Annotated in this window: 12 protein-coding genes and 2 pseudogenes; 6 read left to right on the top strand and 8 right to left on the bottom strand. The window is 67.3% G+C overall.

The window, feature by feature from the left end:
• Positions 1-581: 581 nt before the first annotated feature.
• Positions 582-3,722: an ATP-binding protein gene (locus ACWEK3_RS10190; protein ID WP_453249463.1), complete on the bottom strand. Its 3,141-nt coding sequence runs from the start codon at positions 3,720-3,722 to the stop codon at positions 582-584.
• A gap of 13 nt (positions 3,723-3,735) precedes the next feature.
• On the bottom strand, positions 3,736-4,164 hold the full coding sequence (locus ACWEK3_RS10195; RefSeq protein WP_453249464.1) for a hypothetical protein: 429 nt from the start codon (positions 4,162-4,164) through the stop codon (positions 3,736-3,738).
• Between the two features lie 385 nt (positions 4,165-4,549).
• Between ACWEK3_RS10195 and ACWEK3_RS10200 the strand changes: the two genes are divergently transcribed.
• Together ACWEK3_RS10200 and ACWEK3_RS10205 are read left to right on the top strand one after the other, a co-directional pair.
• The gene (locus ACWEK3_RS10200; RefSeq protein WP_453249465.1) at positions 4,550-5,242 is read left to right on the top strand and encodes a hypothetical protein; all 693 of its coding nucleotides are present in this window, start codon (positions 4,550-4,552) and stop codon (positions 5,240-5,242) included.
• Positions 5,243-5,279: 37 nt separating this feature from the next.
• The gene (locus ACWEK3_RS10205) at positions 5,280-5,498 is read left to right on the top strand and encodes a hypothetical protein (RefSeq protein WP_453249466.1); all 219 of its coding nucleotides are present in this window, start codon (positions 5,280-5,282) and stop codon (positions 5,496-5,498) included.
• A gap of 2 nt (positions 5,499-5,500) precedes the next feature.
• On the opposite strand, the gene ACWEK3_RS10210 is transcribed toward ACWEK3_RS10205, so the two are convergent.
• From ACWEK3_RS10210 to ACWEK3_RS10225, 4 genes and pseudogenes are all read right to left on the bottom strand, one after another.
• Positions 5,501-7,060, bottom strand: coding sequence for a UvrD-helicase domain-containing protein (locus tag ACWEK3_RS10210; protein WP_453249467.1), 1,560 nt, complete (start codon positions 7,058-7,060; stop codon positions 5,501-5,503).
• 380 nt (positions 7,061-7,440) lie between these two features.
• Positions 7,441-7,848, bottom strand: coding sequence for a hypothetical protein (locus ACWEK3_RS10215; protein WP_453249549.1), 408 nt, complete (start codon positions 7,846-7,848; stop codon positions 7,441-7,443).
• 93 nt (positions 7,849-7,941) lie between these two features.
• A pseudogene (locus ACWEK3_RS10220) lies at positions 7,942-8,400 on the bottom strand (DUF6083 domain-containing protein); the annotation flags it as partial.
• A gap of 87 nt (positions 8,401-8,487) precedes the next feature.
• Positions 8,488-8,751 (bottom strand): helix-turn-helix transcriptional regulator, encoded by a 264-nt coding sequence (locus ACWEK3_RS10225; protein WP_453249468.1) that lies wholly within the window; start codon positions 8,749-8,751, stop codon positions 8,488-8,490.
• Between the two features lie 615 nt (positions 8,752-9,366).
• Here ACWEK3_RS10225 and ACWEK3_RS10230 point away from each other — a divergent pair.
• Both ACWEK3_RS10230 and ACWEK3_RS10235 read left to right on the top strand, forming a co-directional pair.
• On the top strand, positions 9,367-10,023 hold the full coding sequence (locus ACWEK3_RS10230; RefSeq protein ID WP_453249469.1) for a hypothetical protein: 657 nt from the start codon (positions 9,367-9,369) through the stop codon (positions 10,021-10,023).
• A gap of 337 nt (positions 10,024-10,360) precedes the next feature.
• Positions 10,361-11,097 (top strand): annotated as a pseudogene (locus ACWEK3_RS10235) (IS5 family transposase).
• An 83-nt stretch (positions 11,098-11,180) separates the two neighbouring features.
• Here ACWEK3_RS10235 and ACWEK3_RS10240 read toward each other — a convergent pair.
• Both ACWEK3_RS10240 and ACWEK3_RS10245 read right to left on the bottom strand, forming a co-directional pair.
• Positions 11,181-12,371, bottom strand: coding sequence for an ABC transporter substrate-binding protein (locus ACWEK3_RS10240; protein ID WP_390873720.1), 1,191 nt, complete (start codon positions 12,369-12,371; stop codon positions 11,181-11,183).
• 256 nt (positions 12,372-12,627) lie between these two features.
• Positions 12,628-14,067, bottom strand: coding sequence for a gamma-aminobutyraldehyde dehydrogenase (locus tag ACWEK3_RS10245; protein ID WP_453249470.1), 1,440 nt, complete (start codon positions 14,065-14,067; stop codon positions 12,628-12,630).
• Between the two features lie 171 nt (positions 14,068-14,238).
• Here ACWEK3_RS10245 and ACWEK3_RS10250 point away from each other — a divergent pair, with 171 nt between their 5' ends.
• Together ACWEK3_RS10250 and ACWEK3_RS10255 are read left to right on the top strand one after the other, a co-directional pair.
• Positions 14,239-14,757 carry an Lrp/AsnC family transcriptional regulator gene (locus ACWEK3_RS10250; RefSeq protein ID WP_141357882.1) on the top strand — a complete coding sequence of 173 codons (519 nt, stop codon included), beginning with the start codon at positions 14,239-14,241 and terminating at the stop codon, positions 14,755-14,757.
• Positions 14,742-16,121, top strand: a complete 1,380-nt coding sequence (locus tag ACWEK3_RS10255; RefSeq protein ID WP_225079348.1) for an aspartate aminotransferase family protein — start codon at positions 14,742-14,744, stop codon at positions 16,119-16,121. The genes ACWEK3_RS10250 and ACWEK3_RS10255 overlap by 16 nt, the downstream gene beginning before the upstream one ends.
• Positions 16,122-16,179: the final 58 nt, after the last annotated feature.

Here is a 16,179-nt window from a genome sequence, read left to right on the forward strand (position 1 = left end):
TCCGAATAGTCTTTCATCGCCATCGGCGGTGTTCTCGCTTCCTCCGGATCAAGCAGATCCAGTATCAGCGTGTCCACCACTCAGGGGGAGGCCCCGTTCTGTCACTCGTCACTTGTACCGGTCCCGATGCGACTCATCAATGGCGGCCGGTCCAAGCCCGCACGCGGCAAGGCTTCGGCGTCGTCGCACGATCACGAACCGGACATCCCGCGACTACGCCGAAGCCAGTACCAGGGCCCGGATCACCCGCGGAGCCCGCCGCCTACGCCTCCGGATCGCCGCCACCTGGCCCTGGCGTCACGAACTGACCGCGGCGTTCAGCCCCCTCGTCGCACTGCCCCGACCGGCCACCTGACCGACGACGTCGCCGCTGACCGCCCACGCCCCGAGGACCCAGGAGCACCCGGCCCCAGCGCCGGGACCTCGCCATGCCCAACGTCCGACGGCAGCCCCGCGACCCCCGGCACATGGATCACCCCAGATCAGCCGACGCCAACCGAAACAGCGAGGCTAGCTGTTGGGGACTCGCAGGGTCGCCGCGAACGAACGAGAGGTGGTGGAGCGCCTTCGTGCTCGCTTCACTATTGCAGGAGGCCCTGAAAGTAGTCCGCGAGCGGCGTGCCGAGAACAGGCGCGTCGTCTGCTGTAGATGGCATACCTGTCTTCGACTCTCGCATAAGGTCGGAGACCGCCCGGCGCACGGTTGCCGGAGGCGCTTGGGGCTCGGCCGTCAGCATGTGCTGTCCGAAGCACAGAGCCACCCGGTCAGCGACCTCGCGGAGACGTGACGCCGTCTCCGAGTCCGTCTCCGTCTCCGGAAACTCCACCAGCTGATAGGAGGCGTCCTTGCAGAGGTCCCACAGTGCAGGACGGCCTGGCGTTTCCGAGGCTCGGTCGGCTTCCCGCGCCCTGGCCCAGGCGTCCGCGAAGTCGCCTGATGCGACAAGTTCGGCAACCGGCGCACGGCACAGGCATGGCGCCGGTCGCCCAGCCCATATGCGGGGGCAATCCTGGAAGGGGCCGCAGCTGCCCCCTTGCTGAGCGAGCAGCCTCCCCCGCAGTTCCTCCACGGCAGCGTCTGCCGGTTCGCCGTTGAGGTGTTTGCCCACAACCTGGCTCATGAGGTTGGCGGTCGTCGCCGTCTCGCCATAGCTCCAACCCATCCGGGCCCCACGGATGTCGGCGAGCCGTCGGCAGGCATGGCGTGCGAATCTGTGCAATACGGTGGGTGCGTCAACCCAGCATGGCAGTGATGGTGAGACCACCGCGAGTACATCCGGCCACGTACGGGCCAGTCCGCCCGGCGTCAGCACCGCGGACAGCAGTGTCCGGGCAAACGTCCTCAGCACCTTCGCGTCATCGACGAGGGGGCGGGCCGCCTCGCACGCCGACGGGTCGGCCAGGCATCCGCCGTCGCAGTCGCCGGACGCCGACAGCGGCTCTGCCCCCTGCGCGCGCATGTGCTCACGCACGTCTGTGTCGGTGGGCCAGGCGCGGGAGCCGCCCTTGACCTGTGGCACCTGCACGAGCAGGGGAGCGTCCTCGCCGTCGGTGAAGACCGCGGCCCGGCCGGCAGGCAGGCTCGCCATCGCCACGTCCTGACGGGCGGTCATCACCATGGCATCGCCGAGTACCTGGCGGTCATCGCCGGCGACAATGCGGTGAGCGACCTTCAGGTTGGTGTTCTTCAGCACGTCTCGGGCGACCTTGGTGGGGATCTGGTCAACCACGACGACACCTTGCCCATAGGCACGGATTTCCGACAGCAGGCTGGTGAACGTCTCCACGGCCTTGCCCTTGACGTCTGCCTCTGCCTCCGAACGGGCAGCCGCGGAGCCGGTGTCGGCGAGCAGCCGGTGGGCCTCCTCCACGATGAGGAGGTGCCTTAGCTCTTCCGTGTCTCCCTGGGTGCGGCGCTGCTCTGCCAGCCGGATCATCAGCAGGCCCATCATGAAGGCCTTGTCGTCGTCATCACCCATACCCTCGAGTTCCAGCACGGTCGACTGCCCAAGCAGGCTGGATATCGGCAGCGAGTGGCGGGTGTCGAGCATGCGCCCCTTTCCGCCGGTGCGCAGGCTGTTCAGCCGAGTGCAAAGCGCCGCGCGCATGTCACCGGTGACCTTGTCCTCGTAGCCGAGCCGCGGGACAATCTCCTCTACCTTCCGAACCAGGTCGCTCAGCGTGGGAAAGGCGTCGGCGCGGTCGGCGGTGGCATCCAGGCGTCGGTTACCGCCAGTGGTGATGTCCCACCCCCGGTCCGTATAGATGCCGTGCAGGCTCATCTCCAAGATCTGCGGCAGCGGCGTCCACATGCCGAAGCTCGCGTTGAACACCGAGCGCAGCAGATCGAGGTGGACCGCGACGGGGATGCCCTCGGGCACCTCGAAGGGGTTGAGGCGGAAGGGCGAGACGTTCTCGTTGCCGAGGGTGAGGACCCGCAACACCGGGCCAAGGCGAGGATCCCGCAGAAGTGCGCGATACTCGGTCTTCGCGGGCTCCAGCACCAAAAACGGCACCGCGAGTGCGCCTGCCTGCCGAAGGAGATGGAAGACCGTGTTGGTCTTGCCAGAGCCGGTGACGCCGGTGACGAAGGCGTGCCGCGTGAGTTTGGCCGGGCAGATCCCGTACCCGGTCGGTGTGACGGCAGCGCGCTCGACGACCGAGCCGAGCATCAGTGCGTCCGCGCCGTTGGTCGGGGGCACGGTGTCGAAGTTGGGGATCTCGGAAATGCCGAATCCGTGCGTCTCCGTCTCGGGGAAGCGTACGTACGTCGCCAACTGGGACGACGTCAGCAGCGTCTGGTGTTCGAAAGGCCGCTGGTACAGGCCCGGGGCCGGGTGGTTGTCCACGAGGTCGGGCATCGCCCACGCCGCCGCCAGCCCTGGAACGTTGTCACGCTCCCACACCCGTACTGGCTCGGGCAGCGAGTCCTGCCCGGAGAACACGCCCCGCCACAGACTGCTCGTCTCGGCGAAGCCGTCGCCGTCGGACAGCAGATACACGGCTGTGCGCCAGGCGCCGGTGCCCAGCCCCTCGGTGAGGCGGTGCAACTGCCGGGCGAGCAGTTCGACGTAGTGCTCGGCGAGTGGGCTGGGCACTCCGTTCAGCTCCACGCCGGTCTGCACCGAGCGCATTTCGTTGATCAGGCTCATCCGCAGTTCGCGTACGACTTCCTCGGCCACGGGCTGGGCGAGGACCAGGGCGCTCCAGCGGGCGCTCCCGAGGCCCTGCAGGAGCCGGTCGAGCTGTCCGAGGCCGTCCGTGTCAGCGGTCGCCTTCAGTGTGGGCATGCCCAGCGCAAGGCCGCCAAGGGGCCAGCCGCCGGTGTCCGCTTCGTCTGGGGCGAGGACGACGGCGGGGTAGAGGGCCCGTAGCGCAGACTGCAGCAGGCGGCAGTTGCGGCATGCCAAGGGCTCCTGTCCGCCGGCGGGAAGCCAGGTTGCGATCCGCAAACTCACCCTCCCTGGCTCGCCCCCGGCCAGAAACGCCACCGGAACCTTGTACTGGTGCAGCCCCACGAGCAGGTCCCGGGTGACCGGGGCAACCGGATCCTTCGCATCGGATCGGCGGCCCTTGTCGAACCGTCCAATGCTTTCGACTCGTAGCAGGATCCGCAGCCCGGGCGGTGCCCCGGTGTATGTGACGGAGTCAGGCAACGGGGGCGGGGAGTCGGCGCGCTGCAGATAGTCCAGGCTGCCTGCGGTCAGACCCTCGATCGGCATGGCGACCCCGCCTTCAGGGACCCGAGAACCCAGGTCCGGGATTCATCTGCATATAGGCGAGGAAGCCGAACCACCCGAGCATGAAGAGAATGAAGAATGCAATGGAGACTTTGGCGGCCCTGGGAAGGCCTTTGGCGAGCACGGACGCTCCCGTGCTCAGGTTCTCCAGGCGGGAGACGCGCAACGTGCCGGACCGCACCCGCCCGCGGGCTCGCACCCAGTCACCGTCGTTGATAGAGCCTTCGAAGGTTCTGCCCCGCATCTCCACGGGCACGAGCAGGATGCGGTTTCCCTCACTGTCGTACCGCTCGATGCGGAAGGTCCAGATCTCTTTGGTCTGGTTCTCTCCACGGTTCTCAGACCGCACCTGCACCGCACGGACCTGTCCCTCTGCGAAGGTCGTACCGCCAGCGACGGCGGTCGGCCCGAGGGACCGGCGCAAGGGAGCGTGGCTGCCGTCGCCCGCAGGAGGCGTGCCACTCGACTCGCTGTTCCGGGTCGGGGGGCGCCAAGCACCATCATTGGGACGGCCACTCTCCTCAGGGGCCAGGGCCGTGAAGACCGTCTGGCCGCAGTGCCCACATACCCGTTCACCCGGCGCCAGCGCTGCACCACAGTGAGCACACGCTAAAGAATTAGCCATGCGACCATTTTACCCCAGACCAAATTCTTCGCAGGTCGACACTGAGCGGAGAAGGGTACCCCAGCCACCTGCATCATTCTCGCATTGACCGGAAGGCTCAATAGGTATGTGATGGGAAGGCAACTAGCTGTTCCTCCGGGGCTCACCGTGAGTGATGGCAAATCCTGAAAAAGGAGGGAAAGAGATGGGGGAAGCGACAAGCGATCGCAGTCGACAATCCGAGGCGAGCAGGGATGCCCCGCGATCTGGCGCCCAGGACCGTGGCGAGCCTGCGATTAGGACAGTCGATCGCCCATTCGAGAACGAGAGGGAGCAGCAGGAATACCAGAGGGGGGATAGATCCATCATTGTCTCCGATCGATACACGAAGACGGACAGTCAGGGCGGAAAGAAAGAAGGCACTGTCGATTCCATCGCAACAAAAGGGCAAGATGGAAAGACGCACATCGATACCACTGTCAGGGACGGCAAGGGCAATACCACCGAATGGTCCAAGTCGACGACTGAAACAAAGGATGGTCAAACATTGACCCATACCGACAAATTCGACAGCAGCGGAAACAAGACGGGCAGCTCCGACTCACAGTCCGGCAAGACGCCTGACGGGAAAACGCACACCTACACTAACCACAACGATGCCAATGGCGCCAAGACGGGCAGTTCCGCATCGACGTCTTGGACTGACGGAAAGGGAGCGACGCATACTCATACCGACAACTATGACGCCAAAAACCATAAAACGGGGAGCTCCGACTCGACATCATGGACGGACAAGAAGGGAAATACTCACACCACCATCGTGTCCCATGACGAAAATGGGAAGCAGACCGGAAGTCAGTCCCACACAAGCAGCGTGACCTCCGGCGTGCGCTCGTAGCCCGGCTCGACCACGAGCGGTCAGGTGCGCCAGAACCGTGTCCCAGGTGCCGCCAGCCGCCCACCTGCGATGGCATTTTAGGCGATCCGGACGACCACCACCGTGCGCATTCCCCGGCCGGGAGTGGGAGGACCTGGTCTCCTACGAGGGACCCACCCTCGTTGACGAGGCCCGCCGGGCGGTAGCCGTCCTGGTGCAGCACATCAACGACGAGGCCGGACCGGTGGTCGCCTCACTCCTCGCCAACGCGGCGTAGCCCTATGGCCGGAAGGTCCAGCGCCCCCAGGGGGAGGGGGTGTGCCAGGCCCGGCATGAACCGGCAGCTGACCGTGCAGGAGTCCCGCCTCCGCCTGGCCCGCGGCTGGCTTGGGGGTGGCTGTTGAGCCATGACAGGCCGCCGAGATCGAGTCGGCTGCGGGCGCGGGTGACGGCGACGTAGGCGAGGCGGGCGTCGGTGACGCTGACCGGTTCCGGAATCGGTCGGCCCCGGTGGTCGTGCTGGTCGGTGTCTTTCGGTTCCGGGAAGTCGTCTGCGATCTTCACGGTGGACCATTCGCGGCCCTTGGCCTTGTGGGCGGTGGAGACGGTGACATCGGCGGTCGACTCGTCGGTGAGTTCCTCGACGGCGGTGAGGATGGCGTCGGGCCCGTGAGTGTCGACGAGATCGACGAACGGCTGGAGGTCACGGCCGGCCGGGTCGTAGGCGGCGTAGTCCTGCAGTTCGCTCCAGGAGGCGAACAGCACCAGCTCGGGGTGGTTTGTGCGGCGGCCGCCCTTCAGGTCGCGGGCGGCTGTGGCCAGTGCGGCCAGTTGTTGTCCTCCCCGGGTGAGGGCGACGCGCCGGCCGTCGGCGAGTAGACGCATGACTTCGGCCATGGCGCCGATGTTGGTGCGGCACAGCACCGCGTCGGGACAAGTGACGTTGCCGACTTCGGCCGGGATGGTGTCCGTGCCGGTCAGCCGGATGGGGGCGTCGGCGAGGGTGAGCCACCGGTTGGCCTGGTCGGCGATTTGGGGGCCGAAGCGGAAGGAGCGTGTCAGGGTCAACTGGGCCGCGTCGAATCCGGTCATCACGTCGCGTGCTCCGCGCCAGCCGTAAATGGCCTGGGCGGAATCGCCGACCATGACCAGCTGAGCGTGGTTGCGCTGGGCGGCGAAGATCTGTTCCAGGACGGGGTTGGTGTCCTGGGCCTCGTCGAGGAAGAGGAAGTCCGCTTCGATCTTCGGTCCGGTCAGGGCCCACATCTTCAGGTAGTGGTCGTGCTCGAAGCGGAGCACGCCCTGCTCGGGGTTCTGGAGGTCTGCCCAAGCCTTCACGGCAAAGGGCAGGATCACGTCCTGGAGTTGGGCATGCTCGCCAGGCGTATCCAGGCCGCGGAACCGTGGCACGTGGTGGCGTGCCAGGGCGGGGTCGGCCGAGTAGCAAAAACGTGTCACCGTACGCACGACTGCATGGGAGAGCGTCCGCTGGCTGATGTCGCGGTGCCCGATGCGGACGGGGCGGGTGATGCCGAGGGCCTCTCCGGTTCTCCATGCGGGCTGGCGGGGGCTGTTGAGGCGGCGAGCATAGCGGTAGCCGAGGGCGGCGTAGGCCGTGGCGTGGGCCGTCTTGCATCGCACCGTGTTGGGGAACCGGCCTGCGGCATCGTGGGCGATGTCCTTGTTGAAGGCCAGGTACCGGCCCCTGCGTGGAGTGCTGGCGGCGAGCAGGGCGAGGGTACTGGTCTTTCCGGTGCCGGCTCCGGCCTGCAGGACGAGGTGGTGGCCAGCGCGAAAGGTCTCGGTGGCGTGAGCCTGTTCATCTGTCGGGGTGTGCAACAAGAGCTCCGTGGAACAGAAGAGCCAGGAAAGAGGACAGGCGCCCGGTTTCGGCCAGGTGCTGCCTGAGGTACTCACGGGGCCGTTGACCGCGGGCCGTCGCCTGCTTGCGGACGGTCCGTCTGGCGGCGCGGCCCAGGTCCACGTTGAGTAGAACCTGGCCGCTCTGGTCGGGGTTGTGCGTGGGCAGGACGTCGATGGGCAACTGTCCATCGAGTCGGCGCTGCACGCGGCGCGTGCATTGCCAGGGCTCTTCGCACATCGGGCGGTTATCAGCTGGGTGCGGTCAGCGTTCTCGGAGCGCCACACGCTTGCGAGCCCGCGCAGTTCGTCGCAGGACACAGCCCTGGTCAGAGTGACGTCGACGGCGTAGCACTGGGTCATGTCTGCAATCCCTGGCGTGCGTGGTCCGCGGGCCCGCTCCGGCGCTTGAGCGTGGGCAGCCGGGTGTGGATGTGCTCGCTGTGCAAGAACGGATCAAAGCGCTCCCAGTCCGCCACGGCTAGGTCGGCGGCGGTAGGAATGGCAGCGTGCTGCGGGCAGCGCTGGAAGCGCCAGCGTAGCTGCTCTTCGTAGGGCAGGGCGGCGAGGCTGTAGACGGCCATGGTCTCGGCGGGCCGGGCCAGCTGGCCGACTTCTGCGGCGACGGGCATCAGAGTCCACTGCCCGCCGCGGGCCTCCGGAGAGAGCACGGGGCTCGTACAGCGGTGGCGGCGCCGGGTCTGCGCAATGCACTGGATCGCGTCGACCGGGCAGGCGGCGAGGTAGCGGACGTACAGGATCTGCACGATGGGTCGGGCCGGCCGGCACTCAGGCGCGGCCGGCGCTGGGCGGTCAGTGGGGGTGGAGGGCGGAGTGAAGGCTCCGGTGTCGATGAGGCGGCGGGTGTTGACGGCCAGCCTCCGCCTCAGCCCGGCGAGACCTGGGGCCGTTCCCGGCGCGGGCCGAGTAGGACACAACAGGGCATGGGGTAGGCGGCACCAGCCGGTGCCGTCCTCCGCGGGGTGGGCAATGCCCGAGCTGACGTGCCACCGGCAGACGGTCGGTACGGCGGTCACCGGCAGTTCGCGTGGGTGGAGGCGCACAGTGCGCTGACTGCTGCGGTGGTACCACTCGATCCGATTGCCGCAGTCACGGCACCGGCCGCTCTGACCGCAGCGCAGCAGCCGGCTGACGCCGCTTGGGTCGACGCGCAGGGACCGGCGCGGGGGGACATTGATGAGGCTGCCGTCCCAGTGCCGAGGAGCAGGAGGGTGTGTGGAGCACATGCAGGGGAACCTGCCAGCCAACACTCCGTCAGAGCCGGACCTGCGCCGCCATATCGCTCGGTCGGCCCTCATTAGGACGACGTGCGTGCGAACAAAGGATCAGACGTTCGATGCGGAGTGACCACTTCGGGTGATCTTCAGTGAGCGCCAGACCACCCATCACTCTTCATGTGGGCCGGGTAGTTCATGGCCGTGACACAGCACGCCGAAAAGGTCATCGAAGGACGTACTGAGGGCGTGCGCCAAGGCGTGCCAGGTCTTGAGGCTGCCCACGGTGCGGCCCTGCTCGATCTCGATGACAGTCCGCCTGGCCAGGCCACTTCGAGCCGCAAGCTCGTCGTAGCTCCACCCGTGCTCAGCCCGCAGACTCGCGAGCTTCAGGCGCAGCGCGTCGAGGTCCGGCTCGGGCGGCAAGATCGTCACCCGACCATCCGACGGTGCAGACCCTTGCCCTGTCAGTGCAGACCTCTGCCCTATTTGTGTGGGCGAGCATGACGGCGACAGGGCAGAGGTCTGCACTACGGTGGGCGCCCCCCTGCTCACCTGGGTGGGGACGGGCACAGGAGGCAACGGGAGGAGCACGCGCCCATGAGGCTGCACACACCCTGTCTTGCGACGGCGCGCGCATGGACCGTAGAACTGCGTTCCCATGCTGGCGGCATCGCCCTCATCTGTCCGCACTGCCCGCACGACAACGGACGCGTCAGCCCGGCATTCGCCCGCGCAGCCGCCCTGGCTCACCTTGCCCGGCACGCCCGCGCAGATCTACGGGCGGCCCACCTGCGCACCTGCCAATGCCACGAACGCGGCTGTCGCTGGCACCCCCGTCACCGCGGCTGCGCCGGCCCCATCCGACTGCTCCTCGCGCGAGAGCAAGGCGGTCGGGTGTGGAGGCTCGCCGACGCCTGCACTGCCTGCGCGGCGGCAACGGAGCAGGCCGCAGTGGTTCCAGACACGATGCTGGCTTCACCACAGAAACCTCCTGGTGCCGCCCGTCGCCGCCAGCGCCAGGCCAGGGGGCCGGGCAACCATATTCGGGTGGCGGAGATGCTCAGCTACCTCGCCGCCGTACTTCCCTACGGCGTTTCGGCAGGGGCCAGACTGGTCGCCCTGCAGTGCGCGCTGCGCATGGACTCCCTTATGCGCGTCCGGTTGCCGGTGGGCGTCCTGCGCAGTCTTCGCCTGAGCACCCCGCAACCATGGCGGGAGCTCGACCAGGCCCGCTGGCTTCGCATGCTTCCCAGCCAACGTCCAGGCGACGTGATGGCCGAACTGCAGGATCCCGCGCTGCTCGGCCAGTCTCCCTCCCTGCCCGACCGAAAGCGCGCTGCGGACTGGGCCCTGCGCGCTGGATGCAGAGCGCGCACAGCCGACGCAGACGCACACTTGCAGCTGCTGAGCGTTCACATTGCTGCGCACAGCGACCCCGCAATCGGGCGAGGCCAGGGCGAGGTCGACCGAATGGCCCACGAGTGCGGGGTAGAGGAGCAGGGCGTGTTCGAGGCGTTCGACCGCCTGGTGTCGATCGGCTCCCTCGAGCAATGGCAGCTCTGCCCAAACACCGGGGATTTGCGGTGGAGTTGTATCCCGCATCCCCGAATGGCGGCACAAATCCGTGCAGATAGTCCCGATTCAGGACAGGGACTTCGCGGCAGTGCCCAATCCGCCGCCGCACCGGATTCCCCGGTACGGTGACGGCTGCGCTCCCAGGCTCGTGCCCAAACTCACCGAGATCAAAGACAACCTCGTAGAGGTCGTTTTCACCTGGAATAGAGATTTATATAGCGGTTTCTTCCGTACCAACGTTTGTTGCTGGCGGGATCGCCGAGGCGGTGGCTACTGCGGGGACACATGATGTGACGTATGAGGCCGGAGGCAGCTTGCACCTGTCTCATTCCAGGACGTCGCATTCATCCCGTGCTTCCACAAGGTACAACCCGCGCCTGGGCGCACATGGCTGCGGCGCGGTACGTCCTGAGTCATGGCGGAACGACGTGCGTATCCGAGTGATCTGTCCGATGCCCGCTGAGAGTTGATCGAGCCGGTGCTGGCGGCCTGGCGCTTCGAGCGCCGAGGCCGGGCCCTGGACTTCGGCCGGCCGCCCGAGCACGAACTGCGCGAGATCATGAACGCGATCTTGTATGTCGACCGCACCGGTGTGCAGTGGCGTTACCTGCCACACGACTTCCCGCTCTGGGAAACCGTGGGGGCCGAAGCGCACAGCCATCGGCCTGCGTGATCGACGCACAAAGCGTCAAAACATCGACCAGCGTTCCCGCCGCGAGCCAGGGCACGGATGGGGCGAAGAAAATCGTCGGCCGAAAGCGGAGCATCATCACCGACACCCTTGGCCTCCTGCTCGCGGTGCTGGTCACTGCGGCCAGTGTCCAGGACTCTGCCGCAGGCCAGGCCCTCCTCGACCAGGTGGCCGCCGCCCATCCCACGATCCGCAAGGTCTGGGTCGACGGCGGCTACCGCAAACACTTCGTCGAGCACGCCGCCACCCTCGGCATCGACCTCGAAATCGTCCAACGTACCCCTCGGGCCAAGGGGTTCACGCCGATCCCGAAGCGCTGGACGGTCGAGCGAACCTACGGCTGGCTCATGCTCAACCGCCGCCTGGCTCGTGACTACGAAACCCTCCCCGCTCACTCCGAAGCCATGATCCACCTCGCTATGGCGGACCTCATGGCCCGCCGCCTTACCGGCGAGAGCACCATCTCCTGGCGCGACCCGACATCACCGGACCAAGCCCGCATCACGGGGTGAAACAATGGGAGAAAACGACCTCTTAGTGCCAACTATCCCTCTTTTGTGTCAACTAAAATTCTTCGTCACAGCCAGTGAGTCTGCTACAGGCCCACGATGGCGTTCCAGCGCTTGGCGAACTCCACGCGCTCCTCGGAGGACATGTCCCGGGCGATGGCGAGGCGCTCGCGCATGGTGGCGTCGGGGAAGATCAGCGGGTTCTCGGCGAGTTCGGCGGTGTCCTGGTCCTTGGAGTCGGCGAGCACGGCCTGGGCCGCCGGGACGGGGCAGACGTAGTTGACCCAGGTGGCGAGCTCCGCGGCCACCTCGGGGTCGTAGTAGTAGTCGATCAGGCGTTCCGCGTTGGTCTTGTGGCCGGCCCGGTTGGGGATCATCCAGGAGTCCGACCACAGTTCGGCGCCCTCCTCGGGCACGACGAAGCGGATGTCGGGGTTGTCCGCCTGGAGCTGGATCACATCGCCCGAGTAGGCCTGGCAGGCCAGGACGTCCCCGCTGACCAGGTCCTTGGTGTAGTCGTTGCCGGTGAAGCGGCGGATGTGGCCCTTGCGGACCTGCCGCTCGACCTGGTCGCAGACCTTGTCGAAGTCGCGGGTCTTCCACTTGGTGATGTCCACGCCGTTGGCCTGCATCAGCAGTGCGAACGCCTCGTCCAGGCCGGACAGCAGGGTGACCCGGCCCTTGAGGTCGCTCGCCCACAGGTCGGAGACCTGGCGTATCTCGCGGCCGAGCTTGCGGCGGTTGTAGGCGATGCCGGTGATGCCCGACTGGTACGGCATCGTGAACTTGCGTCCCGGGTCGAAGGCAGGGTCGCGCAGCAGCGGGTCGAGGTACCTGGCCACCCGCGGCTGACGGGCGCGGTCCATCTCCTGCACCCAGCCGAGCCGGACGAACCGCGCGCACAACCAGTCGCTGATCACGATGAGATCGCGGCCCGGATCCTGATGGTTCATCAGGGACGGGCTGATCTTGCCGAAGAACTCGTCGTTGTCGTTGATCTCCTCGACGTAGTCGACGGCGATGCCCGTGTGCTTCTCGAAGGCCTCGAGAGTGGGCCGCTTGTTCGGGTTCTTGTCGTCGGTGTCGATGTAGAGCGGCCAGTTCGCCCAGGTCAGCCGGTGATCGGTGGCGGAGGCGTCCGGGATGGCGCGGTCACCGGGCTGGACGTAGGCGGCAGGCACCCCGCAGCCGGCGAGCGCACCGAGCGCGGCCGTGCCGCCCAGGGCGCGCAGCAGGGAGCGGCGGGAGAGCGGGGGCGTCTTCGGAGTCTTGGGCACCGGCCCAGGATGCCGCTTGTGTCCACCGCCGGACAATGGACGCAGCGTCGAGCACCCCGGGAGGGAGCCGACACCTTGTCGATCACTGCCCGGCCACGGACACACCTGGTCAGCCACTGCCCGGCCGTGGACACACCGCGGCCCCGGACGGTCCGTCCTCCGTCCGGGGCCGCGAGCGGGCGAGCCACGCGCTCAGCGCGTCACGTGGTCAGTGCCACGTGCTCAGTGACACGCGGTCAGTGACACGGGGTCGGCGTCACGCGTCGAGCGACGTCATGACGTGCTTGATCCGCGTGTAGTCCTCGAAGCCGTACGCCGACAGGTCCTTGCCGTAGCCGGACTTCTTGAAGCCGCCGTGCGGCATCTCGGCCACCAGCGGGATGTGGGTGTTGATCCACACGCAGCCGAAGTCGAGCCTCTTGGACATCCGCATGGCGCGGGAGTGGTCCTTGGTCCACACCGAGGAGGCCAGCGCGTACTCGACGCCGTTGGCCCACTCCACGGCCTGGTCCTCGTCCGAGAAGGACTGCACGGTGATGACCGGGCCGAAGACCTCCCTCTGGATGATCTCGTCGTCCTGCTTCAGGCCCGAGACGACGGTCGGGGCGTAGAAGTAGCCCTTGTCGCCGACCTGGTGGCCGCCGGCCTCGACCTTGGCGTGGGCGGGCAGCCGCTCGATGAAGCCGGCCACCTGCTTGAGCTGGTTGGGGTTGTTCAGCGGGCCGAACAGGACGTCCTCGTCGTCCGGCTGCCCGGTCTTGGTCTCGGCCGCGGCCTTGGCGAGCGCGGAGACGAACGCGTCGTGGATGGACTCGTGGACGAGGACGCGGGTGGCGGCCGTGCAGTCCTGGCCGGCGTTGAAGAAGCCGGCGACCGAGATGTCCTCGACGGCCTTGTCGATGTCGGTGTCCTCGAAGACCACGACCGGGGCCTTGCCGCCCAGCTCCAGGTGGACCCGCTTGAGGTCCTTGGAGGCCGACTCGGCGACCGACATGCCGGCGCGCACGGAACCGGTGATGGAGGCCATCGCGGGGGTCGAGTGCTCCACCATCAGACGGCCGGTGTCGCGGTCGCCGCAGATGACGTTGAAGACGCCCTTGGGTAGGACCGAGCCGATGATGTCGGCGATCAGGACCGTGGAGGCGGGGGTGGTGTCCGACGGCTTCAGGACGACCGTGTTGCCCGCGGCGAGCGCCGGGGCGAACTTCCACACGGCCATCATCATCGGGTAGTTCCACGGCGCGACCTGGGCGCAGACGCCAATCGGCTCGCGGCGGACGATCGAGGTCAGCCCCTCCATGTACTCGCCGGCCGAGCGGCCTTCGAGCATCCGGGCCGCACCCGCGAAGAAGCGGATCTGGTCGACCATCGGCGGGACCTCCTCGGAGCGGGTCAGCCCGATCGGCTTGCCCGTGTTCTCCACCTCCGCCGCGATCAGTTCCTCGGCGCGCTCCTCGAAGGCGTCCGCGATCTTCAGCAGGGCCTTCTGGCGCTCCGCCGGGGTGGTGTCGCGCCAGCCCGGGAAGGCCGCGGCCGCGGCCGCCATGGCGGCGTCCACGTCCGCCTGCCCGGAAAGCGGCGCGGTCGCGTACGCCTCGCCCGTCACGGGGTTGACCACCTCGGTGGTCCGTCCGTCGGCGGCGTCCCGGTACTCACCGTCGATGTAGTTGCGCAGACGACGCAGCTCGGTGCTCACTGCCGGCCCTCCTGGTCCTGTTCAAGATGTCCCGTCGCTGAGGCACCCACCCTAGTCCGGGGTGCCGCGTTTTCAACACCCCCGTCCCCGCGAGTTCTGCGAAATCCGCACGTCTCGGTCTCGCAAACAACGAATTTCATTGCATCGGCCTTGCGGAACTGTCGATACGTCGTGCACAGTGAGGTCGTGCCCAGTCGAAGCGCAGAACAGAGGGACTCCCGCGAGTCCAGGAACGGGAGCAGCCCGCACCTGGACGCCGTCTCCCTCGCCATCATCGAGCAGTTGCAGGAAGACGGCCGCCGTCCGTACGCCGCCATCGGCAAGGCCGTCGGCCTGTCCGAGGCGGCCGTGCGCCAGCGCGTCCAGAAGCTGCTCGACCAGGGCGTGATGCAGATCGTCGCCGTCACCGACCCGCTCACCGTGGGCTTCCGCCGGCAGGCGATGGTCGGGATCAACGTCGAGGGCGACACGGAGTCCGTGGCCGACGCGCTGACCGGCATGTCGGAAGTCGAGTACGTGGTGATGACCGCGGGCTCGTTCGACATCCTCGCCGAGATCGTCTGCGAGGACGACGACCAGCTGCTGGACGTCATCAACAAACGCATCCGGGCACTGCCCGGCGTGCGCTCCACCGAGAGCTTCGTCTACCTCAAGCTCAAGAAGCAGACCTACATGTGGGGAACCCGATAACCGTGAGCAAGGACCTCAGCCGTACCGCGTACGATCACCTGTGGATGCACTTCACCCGCATGTCCTCGTACGAGAACGCCCCCGTGCCGACGATCGTGCGCGGCGAGGGCACCTACATCTACGACGACAAGGGCAAGCGCTACCTCGACGGTCTCGCGGGTCTGTTCGTGGTCCAGGCCGGTCACGGCCGCACGGAGCTGGCCGAGACCGCGTTCAAGCAGGCGCAGGAGCTGGCGTTCTTCCCCGTCTGGTCCTACGCCCACCCCAAGGCCGTCGAGCTGGCCGAGCGCCTGGCGGACTACGCGCCGGGCGACCTGAACAAGGTCTTCTTCACCACCGGCGGCGGCGAGGCCGTCGAGACCGCATGGAAGCTCGCCAAGCAGTACTTCAAGCTGACCGGCAAGCCCACCAAGCACAAGGTCATATCCCGTGCGGTCGCCTACCACGGCACCCCGCAGGGCGCCCTGTCCATCACCGGTCTGCCGGGCCTGAAGGCGCCGTTCGAGCCGCTGGTGCCGGGCGCGCACAAGGTCCCGAACACCAACATCTACCGCGCCCCGATCTTCGGCGACGACCCGGAGGCCTTCGGCCGCTGGGCCGCCGACCAGATCGAGCAGCAGATCCTCTTCGAGGGCCCGGACACGGTCGCCGCGGTCTTCCTGGAGCCGGTGCAGAACGCCGGCGGCTGCTTCCCGCCGCCGCCCGGATACTTCCAGCGGGTGCGCGAGATCTGCGACCAGTACGACGTGCTGCTCGTCTCCGACGAGGTCATCTGCGCCTTCGGCCGCCTGGGCACCATGTTCGCCTGTGACAAGTTCGGCTACGTGCCGGACATGATCACCTGCGCCAAGGGCATGACCTCGGGCTACTCCCCGATCGGCGCGTGCATCATCTCCGACCGCCTGGCCGAGCCGTTCTACAAGGGCGACAACACCTTCCTGCACGGCTACACCTTCGGCGGCCACCCGGTCTCGGCCGCGGTGGGCCTGGCCAACCTCGACCTGTTCGAGCGCGAGAACCTCACCCAGCACGTGCTGGACAACGAGGGCGCCTTCCTCTCCACCCTGGAGAAGCTGCACGACCTGCCGATCGTCGGCGACGTCCGCGGCAACGGCTTCTTCTACGGCATCGAGCTGGTGAAGGACAAGAACACCAAGGAGTCCTTCAACGACGAGGAGACCGAGCGGGTCCTGTACGGCTTCCTGTCCAAGGCGCTGTACGACAACGGCCTGTACTGCCGTGCCGACGACCGCGGCGACCCGGTCGTCCAGCTCGCCCCGCCGCTGATCTCCAACCAGGAGACCTTCGACGAGATCGAGCAGATCCTGCGCGCGACCCTGTCGGAGGCGTGGACCAAGCTGTGACCGCGGCGGCCCGACCGCCACGCGAAAAGCGCACACCTGCGATCAGATGATCAACACC

It is taken from the genome of Streptomyces sp. NPDC004721 (genome assembly GCF_053601495.1).